This is a genomic window from Cytobacillus kochii (assembly GCF_044790165.1).
GTDB classification, from domain to species: Bacteria; Bacillota; Bacilli; order Bacillales; family Cytobacillaceae; genus Cytobacillus; species Cytobacillus kochii.
The window spans coordinates 129306-144142 of the sequence record NZ_CP085254.1; the positions used below are offsets into that span (position 1 = coordinate 129306).

Consider the following 14837-nt stretch of genomic DNA (forward strand, 5'->3'; position numbering starts at 1 on the left):
ATTTTACCTTTTTAATCAAGTATAACTATCATTGTAAGTAACCTGACATTGGAAGGTAGCCACCGACCAATGTCAATCAAATACTTAATTTATTTAAATTTAAAGGAGGATTTTCCTAATGGCTAAAGAAAAATTTGACCGTTCAAAACCCCATGTTAACATCGGAACTATCGGACACGTTGACCATGGTAAAACTACATTAACAGCAGCAATCACAACTGTACTTGCGAAAGCAGGCGGCGGTGAAGCTCGTGGATATGACCAAATCGATGCTGCTCCAGAAGAAAGAGAGCGTGGTATCACAATCTCTACTGCACACGTTGAGTACGAAACTGAAAACCGTCACTATGCACACGTTGACTGCCCAGGTCACGCTGACTATGTTAAAAACATGATCACTGGTGCTGCACAAATGGACGGCGGTATCCTAGTAGTATCTGCTGCTGATGGCCCAATGCCACAAACTCGTGAGCACATCCTTCTTTCTCGTCAAGTAGGTGTACCTTACCTTGTTGTATTCATGAACAAATGTGACATGGTAGACGACGAAGAATTACTTGAATTAGTAGAAATGGAAGTTCGTGACCTTCTTTCTGAATATGAATTCCCTGGTGACGATATTCCTGTAATCAAAGGTTCTGCGCTTAAAGCTCTTGAAGGAGATGCTGCGTGGGAAGAAAAAATCATTGAATTAATGGCTGCAGTTGATGAGTATATCCCAACTCCAACTCGTGACACTGAAAAACCATTCATGATGCCAGTTGAGGATGTATTCTCAATCACTGGTCGTGGTACTGTTGCTACAGGTCGTGTTGAGCGTGGACAAGTTAAAGTCGGTGATACTATTGAAATCATCGGTCTTGCTGAAGAACCAAAATCAACTACTGTAACAGGTGTTGAAATGTTCCGTAAGCTTCTTGATTATGCTGAAGCAGGAGATAACATTGGTGCTCTTCTTCGTGGTGTTGCACGTGAAGATATCCAACGTGGTCAAGTATTAGCTAAACCAGCTTCAATTACTCCACACGTAAAATTCAAAGCTGAAGTTTACGTTTTATCTAAAGAAGAAGGTGGACGTCACACTCCATTCTTCACAAACTACCGTCCTCAGTTCTACTTCCGTACAACTGATGTAACTGGTATTTGTAACCTTCCTGAAGGTGTAGAAATGGTTATGCCTGGAGATAACATCGAAATGAACGTTGAACTTATCTCTCCAATCGCTATCGAAGAAGGTACTAAATTCTCTATCCGTGAGGGTGGACGTACTGTAGGCGCTGGCGTAGTTGCTACAATCGTTGAGTAATAAATTTTGATTTACGATATTTGAAGGGGACGCCTTTCATAGAAAAAGCAGTCGGGACGCCGGCTGCTTTTTCTTTATGCTTTTTTACATCAATCATGAAGAAGAGTGTACATTAAAGTATCTTGCTTCGGGATGTGAAAACACCATAGCCGTAACAGAAGCTTCAGGTTCCATCATATAACCTTCTGTTAATTCGATATCAATATCCTCTGGTTGTATAAGACGAAATAACTTTGCTTGATCTTCTAAATTTGGACAGGCTGGGTAACCGAACGAAAATCGTTGTCCTTGATATTTAGCCGCAAAACGCTCATCCATCGTCATTGTTGGGTGATCTGGAAATCCCCATTTATCCCTAATCTGTCTATGAATATACTCAGCCAGACCTTCAGCTGTTTCTAACGCAATTGCTTGCAATGCGTGACTTTCTAGAAATCTGCCTTCCTCTTTTAATTGTGTAGCTGCCTTTCGTATTCCCTTTCCAGCTGTTACAGCAAAAAAACATACGTAGTCTGTTTGCTTTTCTCTTAGATAATCAGCAAGACAAAGGTTTTTTCCTTTTTCTTGTCTAGGGAATGCAAACTCTTCAATAGGAAGTTCGTCTTTATTCATTATTATGACATCATTTCCATTGGCCTTTGCTTTGAAGAATTGGTAAGTAGCCTTTGGTTGTATCCAGTTATTTTTAATTATTTCATGGATCAGTGAGTCTAATAGGTTATTCACCTTATCCAGTTTTTCATTAGTGAGCTCCCTTTTTTGATTTTTAACCCCAAGATGATATAGCAGCATTTTACGGTTAATATATGGTTCAATATGGTGAAAAGAGAGATTTGTAATTAAATGTCTCTTTAAATCTTGCGGTTGAAAAATAGGAGCTTCTTGAACGGTTTTCACGCCAACGGATGGTTCGGAATATTTTTTTATCAATTGGGTTTCTTCTTTGTTAGTTTTTGCTGCTCTCGAGATTTGTGCTTGAAATAATTCACTATAGCGACTTGGTTCTCGGATTTCATTTGCTAAACTCAGACCGGTCATTGCATCTTTTGCATATAAGACGAGTCCTTGGTAGTTAGGGGCGATTTTATTATTCGTAAATTTGCGAGATAAGGCAGCTCCCCCCACCATAATGGGGGTTTGTATATGGGCATCCTGTAAGTCCTTTGCTGTTAATGCCATTTGTTGTGCTGACTTTACGAGTAAGCCAGAGAGTCCAATGATGTTGGGTTTTTCCTCTCTAATCGCTGCGATAAGATCAGCAGAAGAGACTTTAATTCCAAGATCAATGGTTTCAAACCCATTGTTAGAGAGAATAATATCCACAAGATTCTTGCCGATATCATGGACATCACCTTTGACGGTTGCGAGTAAAACTTTCCCCTTACTTGTAGATGTTTGTTTATCATTTTCCATATAAGGTTCTAAAAAGGCGACTGATGCTTTCATTACTTCTGCACTTTGTAAGACTTCTGCAACAATTAATTGATTATCATTAAACAATCTACCTACTTCTGCCATACCATTCATTAATGGTCCGTTGATAATATCTAATGGATTTGGGTATTTCGCTAATGCTCTTTCTAAATCTGGGAGAAGGCCTTCTTTTGTTCCTTCTATTATATAGCTTGATAAACGTTCTTCTAATGATAGTAAATGGGTTTCTATCCTTTTTTCCTTCTTCTTATCACGATAAAAGTCAGTAAAATCAGCTAAAATGCTATCGCTGGTTTGAAAGAGAAGCTTCTCTGCTAATTCGACTTCATTTTTAGGGATGCTTGGGAAACGCTCTAGCTTTTCTGTATTGACGATTGCGTAGTCTAGCCCGGCTTTCGTGCAATGAAAGAGGAAGACGGAATTTAAAATTTCTCTCCCCACACTCGGAAGACCAAAGGACACATTACTAATGCCTAAAATCGTTTTCGCCTCCGGTAGAGCTTCTTTAATAAGTTTAATACCAAGTACAGTTTCTTTAGCAGAACCAATATATTGTTCATCACCAGTGCCGACAGGAAAAACCAGGGGGTCGAAGATAATATCCTCTGGAGGTACTTGATACTGCTCAACGAGGATGTGATAGGCCCGTTTAGCTATAGCTAGCTTGTTTTCAGCTGTGATGGCCATGCCTTCCTCATCAATGGTACCGACAACAATGGCTGCTCCGTACTGATGGATAAGCTTTGCAGCAAAGGCGAATCGGTCCTCACCATCTTCTAAGTTAATCGAATTGATTATAGCTTTGCCTTGAGAGTAGGTAAGAGCTTTGGCGATTACTTCATCATCAGTTGAATCAATGACTAGGGGAACTTTGATTTTTTTCGTTACTTCAGCTAAAAAATGGTCCATATCTTCTATTTCATTACGATCAGGATCAGCAAGACATATATCAATGACGCTTGCTCCTTTTTTAACTTGGGCTCTAGCAATTTCCGATGCTTCCTCATACTTTCCTTCATTAATCAACCGTTTGAATTTTTTTGAGCCAATGACATTTGTCCGCTCACCAACCATGATCGGTCTAATAGATTCATCATAGGTAAGGGGTTCAATACCTGATAGTTTATGCTGTCTCTTTTTAGTAATGGGACGGGACGGTACATGGGCTAATGCTTGACTGATTGCTGTGATATGCGCTGGTGTGGTACCGCAACAACCACCGACGATATTCACCCAGCCCTGTGTGGCAAAATCCAAAAGCTTTGTAGATAGAGATTCTGCTGTTTCGTGATAACAGCCGTCTTCATCTGGTAAGCCTGCATTAGGATAACAGCTAACACCAGTTGAAGAGAGTTGTGCTAGAGAGCGAATATGCTCTTGCATAAATTCCGGTCCAGTTGCGCAGTTGAGCCCAACAGCTATTGGTTTCATGTGCTCTATTGAAATGTAAAATGCTTCGATGTTTTGCCCTGCCAAAGTGGTGCCCATCGGCTCTATTGTCCCTGATATCATAATAGGGAGTTCTTTCTTTGTATGATGAAAGGCTTCTTTAATCCCTAGGAAAGCAGCTTTTACATTAAGGAGATCTTGGCTTGTTTCTATTAATAATAAATCTACACCACCGTCAATGAGTCCTATGGCTTGTGTACGATAATCCAGGACTAATTGTTTAAAAGTTGTTCCACCGGTGACGCTTAATGTCTTAGTAGTTGGTCCCATAGATCCTGCTACATATCGCGGATGATTAGGCTTGTCGTATTTATGCGCTGCTTTTATAGCAATTTCAGCCGCTCTGCGGTTTAACAATTCACTTAAATGCCCAATATTATATTCTTCTAAAACGATACGCGTCGCTCCGAATGTATTTGTTTCAATTATATCTGCCCCTGCCGAAAGATAAGCTTCATGAATGGATTGGATCAATTCAGGTCGCGTAAGTGTGAGGTATTCATTACAACCTTCTAGATCCTCACCACCAAAGTCATCTGCTGTTAGGTGGGCTTCTTGTAGCATGGTGCCCATTGCCCCATCCATGATTAAAATCTTTTCTTTCATTTGTTTAGTGATGGCTACTTTTGACATAATGATGCTCCTTCTTCTGTTGATCTTTTCTTCTAATATGATTGGTCAGTTCGGTTGTGAGTTGATATCTAAGGAAAGGGGTAACAAGGTAGATGCCTTGAAAGAGTTCTAAGGCTGCATCGATCAACTCTTTTGTAATTAATAAGCCTTCTTTCTCAGCAAGAATAGGGTTAACGGCTTTTGCCATTCTGTCGCGGGTCGTTTGAGTAATCTTGATGCCAGGCACTTCGTTATGAAGATACTCTGCATTTTTGCTGCTAATCAGTGGCATCATTCCGATGAAAATAGGTGAGGAAAGATGCTTTGTTGCCTCATGAATCTCTAATAGTTGTGTTATTGAAAACACTGGCTGTGACACGAAATAATCAGCGCCTGCTTTTATTTTCCTTTCAAGTCGGGCAACAGCTTTATCTAATGATTTGACATGAGGATTAAATGCTGCCCCGACAGAAAAGACGGCATTTTCACCAAGTTCAGAACCTGAAGGGGAAATTCCTTCATTAAATTGTTTAATCATTTCTATTAATTCAAAGGAAGATAAATCAAATACAGATGAAGCGCCTGGGAAATTGCCAACTCTTGCCGGATCCCCAGTTATGGCTAAAATATCATGCAACCCTAATGTATGAAGACCCATGAGATGTGATTGTATGCCGATTAAGTTTCGATCTCTACAGGAGAGGTGGACAAGTGGTCGAACGTTTGTATCCTTGTGGATGATATGTGCTAGGGCTTCATTTGCGATTCGTGGTGTGGCAAGAGAGTTATCTGCGAGTGTAATTGCATCAACACCAGCATCTTTTAAGGCTCTGGCACCTTCAAAAAATTTAGCAGTTGATAGCTTCTTAGGTGGGTCTAGTTCGACGATGATGGTGCGTTTTTCTTGTACAAGTGTCTCTAACGGCGTATTGGTGCGTTCGATTGTAATTCTCTCTATTTTAGGTTTCCTTTTATTTGTTACTTGTTTTTCAAGAATAGGTACAGCATGCCTAACTTCGTCTGCAAATGCTTTAATATGGCCCGGTGTCGTTCCGCAGCAACCACCAAGCAGCCGAACACCTTGCTTAAGGAAGGACTTCGCTGATTTTCTAAAATAGTCTTCGCCTTCCTTATATTGAATCGTACCATCGATATAGGCAGGTAGACTCGCGTTAGGATATGCAGATAAAAACGCGTGCTGAGGTAATTCAACGGAGGAGAGTGTCTCTAACATATGATGTGGACCTAAACGGCAGTTTACCCCGACAACATCTGCCCTTTTAGCTTCTAATCTTTTTAAGGCGTCATTAATTAACGTCCCATTTTGTAAAATAGCGACTTCTTGTAAAGACACTTGTGCAATAATAGGTATATCCGTTTCTTTTCGGGCAATAGAGAGAACCGTTTCTAGTTCTTCTAAATCATAATATGTTTCAAGAAGGAGCCCATCTACGCCTTCTAACAATAAGCAGTATAGCTGTTCACGAAAGTTACGTTTAATTTCATCTAGAGGAATAGAGAGGGGATTTAATCCTCGTACACCTCCAATTGTGCCGAGCACATATGCCTGATGATGTTGAATACTAGATCGTGCCAGTTTTACAGCCGCACTATTAATCTCTTTGACTGAATCCTCTAGGCCATACCGTTTCAATTTTAAATAATTCGCAGCATAGGAGTTTGTTTGAATTAAATCCGCACCTGCCCCGAGATAAGCTTGATGAATGTGCTGAATTTGTTCCGGTGCTGAGAGGTTCAATTCTTCAAAACATGTATCTGTACCATAAGAATAAAGAAGTGTTCCTATCGCACCGTCAGCAATTAATACTTGGTTCTTCATTTTTTCAAGGAAGTTCAAAGGTCTCACTCCTTCAATTCATTATTTTGTTGAATTCAATGGATGAGAAGCCAAAGAGAAAATAAAAAAGGCCCTCAAGAAGAAGGCCTATTATCATCATAGTCATCTTCTCATCTTTCAAGCGTATAGCTTGTAGGAATTAGCACCTTTTCAATAGCGTTCACTATTGATGGTTGCTGAGGTGTCATCGGGCCTATCCCTCAACCTCTCATGATAAGAAATAAAAAATATTTTATTGAGTAAAATTTACATGAATGAGCCTATGTTTGTCAAATAAAAAGTTAGAAAATTTAAAAATAAATAATTGTATAAGCGTTTTTTTAGAAAATGATGTAAAGAGGAAGATATACTTGAAAACACTATTCACAGCAGTTATAATGTTAAAAGTGTGCAGAACAGAGAGAAACGCAATCAATAGTTGCATTTGTTATGTCTTTTCTGTATAATAGACAATGTTGGTCTTTGACTGCGATGAAGTGAAAGGTTGCTGACACACCCGGCCGCTTTGCCATGGCGAGTGTGTGGGAAATTTTCACGGAGAATGTCTATATGAAAATAGGCGAAAAGGAGGGAAAATAATGGCAAAACAAAAAATTCGTATTCGTTTAAAAGCTTATGATCACAGAATTCTTGATCAATCTGCTGAAAAAATCGTTGAAACTGCAAAACGCTCTGGTGCGGCTGTATCTGGTCCAATCCCATTGCCAACTGAAAAGTCAGTTTACACAATTCTTCGTGCGGTGCATAAATATAAAGATTCTCGTGAGCAATTCGAAATGCGTACACACAAACGTTTAATCGACATCATTAATCCAACACCACAAACAGTCGATTCATTAATGCGTTTAGACTTACCATCTGGTGTTGATATCGAAATTAAACTTTAATTAATACATTAAAACAATCTAGGAGGTGTGACTGAAATGACCAAAGGAATCTTAGGAAGAAAGATTGGTATGACTCAAGTATTTGCTGAAAACGGTGATCTTATCCCGGTAACAGTGGTTGAAGCTACTCCAAACGTTGTTCTTCAAAAGAAATCAGTTGATACTGATGGATACGAAGCAATCCAAATCGGTTTTGAAGATAAACGCGAAAAGCTTTCAAACAAACCGGAAAAAGGACACGCTGCTAAAGCTGATACTACTCCTAAGCGCTTCGTTCGCGAATTACGCGGAGCTGACTTAGCTGAGTATGAAGTTGGTCAGGAAGTCAAAGTTGATATTTTCGCTGAAGGTGAAAAAATTGATGTAACAGGAATTTCAAAAGGTAAAGGTTTCCAAGGTGCAATTAAACGCCACGGACAATCTCGCGGACCAATGGCACACGGTTCACGTTACCACCGTCGCCCAGGTTCAATGGGTCCTGTTGCTCCAAACCGCGTATTCAAAGGTAAATTATTACCTGGTCGCATGGGCGGAGAACAAATCACAGTACAAAACCTTGAAATCGTAAAAGTAGATGCAGAACGCAATCTTCTATTAGTAAAAGGTAATGTACCTGGCTCTAAAAAAGCGCTTCTAAAACTAGTAAGTGCGGTTAAAGCAAAGTAATAACCCGGAAAGGAGGAAGTAAGAATGCCTAAAGTTGCATTATTAAACCAAAGTGGTTCACAAGTTGGCGATATTGAGCTGAACGACTCAATCTTTGGTATCGAGCCAAACAACCACGTGATGTTTGAAGCTGTTATTATGCAAAGAGCTTCTCTACGTCAAGGAACTCATAAAACTAAAATTCGTTCTGAAGTAGCTGGCGGAGGACGTAAACCATGGCGTCAAAAAGGCACAGGTCGTGCTCGTCAAGGTTCAATTCGTTCACCACAATGGCGCGGAGGCGGTACTGTATTTGGTCCTGTACCACGCAGCTATAGCTACAAATTACCTAAAAAAGTTCGTCGCTTAGCTATCAAATCAGCGTTATCTACTAAAGTTGCGGAAGAGAACATTCTAGTATTAGAAACTCTATCTTTCGAAGCTCCAAAAACAAAAGACTTTAAAGGTGTACTTAAAGGTCTTTCTGTAGATTCTAAAGCATTAATCGTAACTGCAGACATCGATGAAAACGTAGCATTATCTGCTCGTAACATCCCTGGAGTAACAGTTGTTACTGCTAACGGAATCAGCGTATTAGACGTTTTAAATCATGATAAATTGATCATGACGAAGCAAGCGGTCGAAAAAGTAGAGGAGGTGCTTGCATAATGGATGCACGCGATATCATTAAGCGCCCCGTTATCACTGAACGTTCTACTGACATCATGGCTGACAAAAAATATACTTTTGAAGTTGATGTAAGAGCTAATAAAACTCAAGTTAAAGATGCTGTTCAAGAAATCTTTGATGTAAAAGTTGAAAAAGTGAACATCATGAACTACAAAGGTAAATTCAAGCGCATGGGTAAATTCGGTGGTTATACAAACAAACGCCGTAAAGCGATTGTTAAACTAACTGCTGACAGCAAAGAAATCGAAATCTTTGAAGCTTAATTTCTAACAAGAAGAGGAGGGAAATGAAATGGCGATTAAAAAATACAAACCTACCTCTAATGGTCGTCGCGGCATGACGGTATCTGATTTCGCAGAAATCACTACAGACAAACCAGAAAAATCTTTGCTTGCTCCAGTAAAGCGCAAAGGTGGCCGTAACAACCAAGGTAAGTTGACAGTTCGTCATCAAGGCGGCGGTCATAAACGTCAATATCGTATCATCGACTTTAAACGTGACAAAGATGGAATACCAGGTCGCGTTGCTACAGTCGAGTATGATCCAAACCGCTCAGCTAACATTGCACTAATTAATTATGTAGATGGAGAAAAGCGTTACATCCTAGCTCCTAAGACTCTTAAAGTAGGCGCAGAAGTAATGTCTGGTCCTGAAGCAGATATCAAAGTAGGTAATGCATTACCACTTACAAACATTCCTGTGGGTACTGTAATCCACAACATCGAACTTAAACCTGGTAAAGGTGGACAGTTAGTACGTTCTGCTGGAACAAGTGCACAAGTACTTGGTAAAGAAGGTAAATACGTATTAGTACGCTTAAACTCTGGTGAAGTTCGTATGATTCTTGCTACTTGCCGCGCTACTGTAGGTCAAGTTGGTAACGAACAACACGAATTGATTAACATCGGTAAAGCCGGTCGTTCTCGTTGGTTAGGTAAACGCCCAACTGTACGTGGATCTGTTATGAACCCTAACGATCACCCACACGGTGGTGGTGAAGGTAAAGCTCCTATCGGTCGTAAATCACCTATGTCTCCTTGGGGTAAACCAACTCTTGGATACAAAACACGTAAGAAAAACAATCAATCTGATAAATTTATCGTACGTCGTCGTAAAAAATAACGGGATTGAACTACGGTTCCAAAGACGGGCCGTAGAACAATCACGAAGGGAGGTTCAATCATGGGTCGCAGCTTAAAAAAAGGACCTTTTGTTGACGAACATTTAATGACAAAGATCGAAAAGTTAAATGAAACTGATGGCAAGCAAGTAGTGAAGACTTGGTCTCGCCGTTCTACGATCTTCCCACAATTCATCGGACACACTATCGCAGTGTATGATGGTCGCAAACATGTGCCTGTTTATGTTACTGAAGATATGGTAGGCCACAAGCTTGGAGAATTTGCTCCAACACGTGCATACAAAGGCCATGGTAATGATGATAAGAAAACAAGACGTTAATGAGAGGAGGGCATTATAATGCAAGCTAAAGCTGTTGCAAGAACAGTTCGTATTGCTCCTCGTAAAGCTCGTTTAGTCGTAGATTTAATTCGAGGTAAGCAAGTAGGTGAAGCGGTAGCGATTTTAAATTTAACTCCAAAAGCTGCTTCTCCAATCGTAGAAAAAGTATTAAAATCTGCACTAGCTAACGCAGAGCACAACTACGAAATGGATGTTAATAATTTAGTAGTTGAGCAAGCATTTGTTGACGAAGGACCAACTTTAAAACGTTTCCGTCCACGCGCACAAGGTCGTGCTAGCGCAATTAACAAACGCACAAGTCACATCACAATCGTTGTATCAGAAAAGAAGGAGGGATAATCTGTGGGTCAAAAAGTAAATCCAGTCGGTTTGCGTATCGGTGTCATCCGTGATTGGGAGTCAAAATGGTACGCAGGTAAAGACTACGCTGATCTTTTACACGAAGACCTGAAAGTTCGTGAGTACATCACAAAACGCTTAAGCGATGCATCTGTTTCTAAAGTAGAAATCGAACGTGCAGCTAATCGCTTAAATATCACAGTCCATACTGCAAAACCAGGAATGGTTATCGGTAAAGGTGGTACTGAGGTAGAGGCGTTGCGTAAAGCACTTAACGCACTTACTGGCAAACGTGTTCACATCAATATTCTTGAAATCAAAAAAGCTGACATCGACGCGAAATTAGTAGCGGAAAACATTGCTCGTCAATTGGAAAACCGTGTATCATTCCGTCGTGCTCAAAAACAAACTATTCAACGTGCTATGCGCGCAGGAGCTAAAGGTATCAAAACAATGGTATCTGGACGTCTTGGCGGTGCTGATATCGCTCGTTCTGAATCTTATAGCGAAGGAACTGTACCACTTCATACTCTTCGTGCTGACATTGATTATGCTACAGCAGAAGCAGATACGACTTACGGTAAGTTAGGCGTAAAAGTATGGATCTATCGTGGAGAGGTGCTTCCTACAAAGAAGAATAATGGGGAAGGAGGCAAATAATATGCTATTGCCAAAACGCGTAAAATATCGTCGTGTACACCGTGGAAAAATGCGCGGTCAAGCAAAAGGTGGTACTGAAGTAACATTCGGTGAATATGGTCTACAAGCTCAAGATGCTTCTTGGATCACTAACCGTCAAATCGAATCTGCCCGTATTGCAATGACTCGTTACATGAAACGTGGCGGTAAAGTTTGGATTAAAATATTCCCGCATAAGCCATACACTGCTAAGCCTCTTGAAGTCCGAATGGGTTCTGGTAAGGGTGCTCCTGAAGGATGGGTTGCAGTTGTTAAGCCTGGTAAAGTAATGTTCGAAATTGCAGGTGTATCTGAAGAGATCGCTCGTGAAGCTCTACGTCTTGCAGCACACAAACTTCCAGTTAAATGTAAGTTTGTAAAACGAGAAGAAATTGGTGGTGAATCAAATGAAAGCTAATGAAATTCGTGACCTTACCACTGCCGAAATAGAACAAAAAGTTAAATCATTAAAAGAAGAGCTTTTTAATCTACGCTTTCAATTGGCGACTGGACAACTGGAAAACACAGCTCGCATCCGTGAAGTGCGTAAAGCAATTGCTCGTATGAAAACTGTTATCCGTGAAAGAGAAATTGGTTTTAGCAAGTGATATTGAGAGGAGGTTCGCACAATGAGTGAACGTAACCAACGCAAAGTATACTCTGGACGCGTTGTTTCAGACAAAATGGATAAAACTGTTACTGTTTTAGTCGAAACATACAAAAAGCATCCATTATACGGCAAACGCGTAAAGTACTCTAAAAAGTTTAAAGCTCATGATGAGCAAAACGAAGCAAAAATCGGCGATATCGTTCGTATCATGGAAACTCGCCCATTATCTGCGACTAAACGCTTCCGTCTAGTTGAAGTTGTTGAGAAAGCAGTTATTATCTAATTGTTCGGAAATATGTTTGATCCCGAAGGGAGGTTACACAGATGATTCAACAAGAATCACGTTTAAAAGTTGCTGATAACTCTGGTGCTCGTGAAGTACTTACAATTAAAGTTTTAGGTGGTTCAGGCCGTAAAACTGCTAACATCGGTGATGTAATTGTTTGCACAGTGAAACAAGCAACACCAGGTGGCGTTGTTAAAAAAGGTGATGTTGTTAAAGCTGTTGTCGTTCGTACAAAGAGCGGCGTTCGTCGTAAAGATGGCACATACATCCGTTTTGATGAAAACGCATGTGTAATTATTCGTGACGATAAAGGTCCTCGTGGTACACGTATCTTTGGACCAGTTGCTCGTGAACTACGCGAGAACAACTTCATGAAAATCGTATCATTAGCTCCAGAAGTACTATAAAAATTAAACAAAATGCCTTTAAGGAGGTGCACACAGATGCATGTAAAAAAAGGTGATAAAGTAATGGTCATCTCTGGTAAGGATAAAGGCAAATCAGGCGTTATTCTTGCTGCTTACCCAAAACAAGAACGCGTTCTTGTAGAAGGTGTTAATATCGTAAAGAAACACGCTAAACCATCTAACTTGAATCCTCAAGGTGGAATCCTTAGCCAAGAAGCACCTATTCATGTATCAAACGTTATGCCGGTTGACCCAAAATCTGGTGAACCAACTCGCGTAGGCTATCAAACGGTTGATGGGAAAAAAGTGCGTGTAGCAAAAAAATCAGGTGAATCTTTAGATAAATAGATCAATGAAGAAGGGAGGTACAATCGATGAACCGCCTAAAAGAAAAACATGTAAAAGAAATTACTCCTGCTCTTGTGAGCAAGTTTAACTATAAATCAGTAATGCAAGTACCAAAACTTGAAAAAATCGTTATCAACATGGGTGTGGGTGATGCTGTGCAAAACTCTAAAGCATTAGATAATGCTGTTGAGGAATTAACACAAATTGCAGGTCAAAAACCTGTTATCACTCGCGCGAAAAAATCAATCGCTGGCTTCCGTTTACGTGAAGGTATGCCAATCGGAGCGAAAGTTACTTTACGTGGAGAACGCATGTACGAATTCTTCGATAAATTAGTATCTGTTTCTCTTCCACGTGTACGTGACTTCCGTGGTATTTCTAAAAAGTCTTTCGATGGACGCGGAAACTACACACTTGGTGTTAAAGAGCAATTGATCTTCCCTGAGATCGATTACGATAAAGTAAGCAAAGTTCGTGGTATGGATATCGTTATCGTAACAACTGCCAATACTGATGAAGAAGCTCGTGAACTTTTAACACAATTTGGAATGCCATTCCAAAAGTAATCGTTAATTAGAGGGAGGCGAAAACGTGGCTAAAAAGTCAATGATTGCGAAACAAAAACGCACGCCTAAATACAAGGTACAAGAATATACACGTTGCGAACGTTGTGGACGTCCACATTCTGTATACCGTAAATTTAAGCTTTGCCGTATTTGTTTCCGTGAATTAGCATATAAAGGACAAATTCCTGGCGTTAAAAAAGCTAGCTGGTAAACCCAAAGTTAGGGAAGGAGGTAAAAACAATGGTCATGACAGATCCAATTGCAGATTTGCTAACTCGCATCCGTAATGCGAACATGGTTCGTCACGAAAAATTAGAAGTTCCTGCTTCTAATATTAAAAAAGAAGTTGCTGAAATCCTTAAGCGTGAAGGCTTCGTACGTGATGTAGAGTTTATCGAAGATAACAAGCAAGGCATTATCCGCATTTTCTTAAAATACGGTGCAAAGAATGAACGTGTAATCACAGGCTTAAAACGTATCAGTAAACCTGGTCTTCGTGTTTATGCTAAAGCTGATGAGGTACCACGCGTTCTTAACGGTCTTGGTATCGCACTCGTTTCTACTTCTCAAGGCGTTCTTACAGACAAAGAAGCTCGCGCGAAACAAGTAGGCGGAGAAGTACTAGCGTACGTTTGGTAATATAGTTTCAGAAAGAATGGAGGTGCAATAAATGTCCCGTATAGGTAAAAAACCAATTGAAATCCCTAGTGGAGTAACAGTAACGCTTGATGAAAATCATCACGTTATCGTAAAGGGTCCTAAAGGTGAGCTTTCTCACACTTTTAATAAAGATATCGCAATTAACATCGAAGAGAACGTAATCAACATCGTGCGTCCTTCTGATCAAAAAGAGCACCGTGCGCTTCATGGTACAACTCGTGCATTGATCGCTAACATGGTTGAAGGTGTATCTAAAGGCTTCGAAAAAGGCTTAGAACTTATCGGTGTCGGTTACCGTGCCCAAAAACAAGGTAAAAAGCTTGTATTGAACGTTGGATACTCTCACCCAGTTGAAATCGAACCTGAAGAAGGTATCGAAATCGAAGTACCAGCTAATACGAAAGTAGTAGTAAAAGGTGCAAGTAAAGAACGTGTAGGCGCTTTAGCGGCTAACATTCGTGACGTTCGTCCTCCAGAACCTTACAAAGGAAAAGGTATTAGGTATGAAGGAGAATATGTTCGTCGTAAAGAAGGTAAAACAGGTAAGTAATGCTGCATAGCTAAACGAAAGGAGTGACCG

20 protein-coding genes and 1 riboswitch are annotated in these 14837 nt (G+C 40.2%); of the genes, 18 read left to right on the plus strand and 2 right to left on the minus strand.

Features of this window, described 5'->3' with window-relative positions:
* The first annotated feature begins 118 nt into the window (after nt 1–118).
* The gene (gene tuf / locus LG276_RS00625) at nt 119–1306 is read left to right on the plus strand and encodes an elongation factor Tu (protein WP_095371226.1); all 1188 of its coding nucleotides are present in this window, start codon (nt 119–121) and stop codon (nt 1304–1306) included.
* A gap of 93 nt (nt 1307–1399) precedes the next feature.
* Here the strand turns inward: tuf and metH are convergent, their stop codons facing one another.
* Together metH and LG276_RS00635 are read right to left on the minus strand one after the other, a co-directional pair.
* Entirely contained in the window at nt 1400–4822 is a 3423-nt protein-coding gene (gene metH / locus LG276_RS00630; RefSeq protein ID WP_404293123.1) for a methionine synthase, read from the minus strand.
* On the minus strand, nt 4800–6659 hold the full coding sequence (locus tag LG276_RS00635; RefSeq protein WP_251163143.1) for a bifunctional homocysteine S-methyltransferase/methylenetetrahydrofolate reductase: 1860 nt from the start codon (nt 6657–6659) through the stop codon (nt 4800–4802). The genes metH and LG276_RS00635 overlap by 23 nt, the downstream gene beginning before the upstream one ends.
* 107 nt (nt 6660–6766) lie before the next feature.
* Nucleotides 6767–6879: riboswitch (SAM riboswitch) on the minus strand.
* Between the two features lie 358 nt (nt 6880–7237).
* Between LG276_RS00635 and rpsJ the strand changes: the two genes are divergently transcribed.
* The 17 genes from rpsJ to rplF are packed head-to-tail and all read left to right on the plus strand — an operon-like array spanning nt 7238 to nt 14807.
* Nucleotides 7238–7546 carry a 30S ribosomal protein S10 gene (rpsJ, locus tag LG276_RS00640; protein WP_003348621.1) on the plus strand — a complete coding sequence of 103 codons (309 nt, stop codon included), beginning with the start codon at nt 7238–7240 and terminating at the stop codon, nt 7544–7546.
* Nucleotides 7547–7582: 36 nt separating this feature from the next.
* Entirely contained in the window at nt 7583–8212 is a 630-nt protein-coding gene (gene rplC / locus LG276_RS00645) for a 50S ribosomal protein L3 (protein WP_095371223.1), read from the plus strand.
* 24 nt (nt 8213–8236) lie between these two features.
* Entirely contained in the window at nt 8237–8860 is a 624-nt protein-coding gene (gene rplD, locus LG276_RS00650) for a 50S ribosomal protein L4 (RefSeq protein ID WP_224938673.1), read from the plus strand.
* Nucleotides 8860–9144 (plus strand): 50S ribosomal protein L23, encoded by a 285-nt coding sequence (gene rplW / locus LG276_RS00655; RefSeq protein WP_095371221.1) that lies wholly within the window; start codon nt 8860–8862, stop codon nt 9142–9144. The genes rplD and rplW overlap by 1 nt, the downstream gene beginning before the upstream one ends.
* A gap of 28 nt (nt 9145–9172) precedes the next feature.
* Complete coding sequence (gene rplB / locus LG276_RS00660) at nt 9173–10003, plus strand: 50S ribosomal protein L2 (RefSeq protein WP_095371220.1); 831 nt, start codon at nt 9173–9175, stop codon at nt 10001–10003.
* Nucleotides 10004–10063: 60 nt separating this feature from the next.
* On the plus strand, nt 10064–10342 hold the full coding sequence (gene rpsS, locus LG276_RS00665; RefSeq protein WP_095371219.1) for a 30S ribosomal protein S19: 279 nt from the start codon (nt 10064–10066) through the stop codon (nt 10340–10342).
* 18 nt (nt 10343–10360) lie between these two features.
* On the plus strand, nt 10361–10702 hold the full coding sequence (rplV, locus tag LG276_RS00670) for a 50S ribosomal protein L22 (protein ID WP_095371218.1): 342 nt from the start codon (nt 10361–10363) through the stop codon (nt 10700–10702).
* 3 nt (nt 10703–10705) lie between these two features.
* The gene (rpsC, locus tag LG276_RS00675; RefSeq protein ID WP_095371217.1) at nt 10706–11362 is read left to right on the plus strand and encodes a 30S ribosomal protein S3; all 657 of its coding nucleotides are present in this window, start codon (nt 10706–10708) and stop codon (nt 11360–11362) included.
* A gap of 1 nt (nt 11363) precedes the next feature.
* The gene (rplP, locus tag LG276_RS00680; RefSeq protein WP_095371216.1) at nt 11364–11798 is read left to right on the plus strand and encodes a 50S ribosomal protein L16; all 435 of its coding nucleotides are present in this window, start codon (nt 11364–11366) and stop codon (nt 11796–11798) included.
* Entirely contained in the window at nt 11788–11988 is a 201-nt protein-coding gene (gene rpmC / locus LG276_RS00685) for a 50S ribosomal protein L29 (protein WP_009336588.1), read from the plus strand. Before rplP ends, rpmC begins: the two co-directional genes overlap by 11 nt.
* A 21-nt stretch (nt 11989–12009) precedes the next feature.
* Entirely contained in the window at nt 12010–12273 is a 264-nt protein-coding gene (gene rpsQ, locus LG276_RS00690) for a 30S ribosomal protein S17 (RefSeq protein ID WP_095371215.1), read from the plus strand.
* 41 nt (nt 12274–12314) lie between these two features.
* A complete protein-coding gene (rplN, locus tag LG276_RS00695) occupies nt 12315–12683 on the plus strand; it encodes a 50S ribosomal protein L14 (RefSeq protein ID WP_095371214.1) in 369 nt (122 codons plus the stop codon).
* 36 nt (nt 12684–12719) lie between these two features.
* Complete coding sequence (gene rplX / locus LG276_RS00700) at nt 12720–13031, plus strand: 50S ribosomal protein L24 (protein WP_095371213.1); 312 nt, start codon at nt 12720–12722, stop codon at nt 13029–13031.
* Between the two features lie 26 nt (nt 13032–13057).
* The gene (rplE, locus tag LG276_RS00705; protein ID WP_224938674.1) at nt 13058–13597 is read left to right on the plus strand and encodes a 50S ribosomal protein L5; all 540 of its coding nucleotides are present in this window, start codon (nt 13058–13060) and stop codon (nt 13595–13597) included.
* A 25-nt stretch (nt 13598–13622) separates the two neighbouring features.
* On the plus strand, nt 13623–13808 hold the full coding sequence (gene rpsN, locus LG276_RS00710; RefSeq protein WP_009499044.1) for a 30S ribosomal protein S14: 186 nt from the start codon (nt 13623–13625) through the stop codon (nt 13806–13808).
* 29 nt (nt 13809–13837) lie between these two features.
* A complete protein-coding gene (gene rpsH, locus LG276_RS00715; protein WP_095371211.1) occupies nt 13838–14236 on the plus strand; it encodes a 30S ribosomal protein S8 in 399 nt (132 codons plus the stop codon).
* Between the two features lie 31 nt (nt 14237–14267).
* The gene (rplF, locus tag LG276_RS00720; protein WP_095371210.1) at nt 14268–14807 is read left to right on the plus strand and encodes a 50S ribosomal protein L6; all 540 of its coding nucleotides are present in this window, start codon (nt 14268–14270) and stop codon (nt 14805–14807) included.
* Nucleotides 14808–14837: the final 30 nt, after the last annotated feature.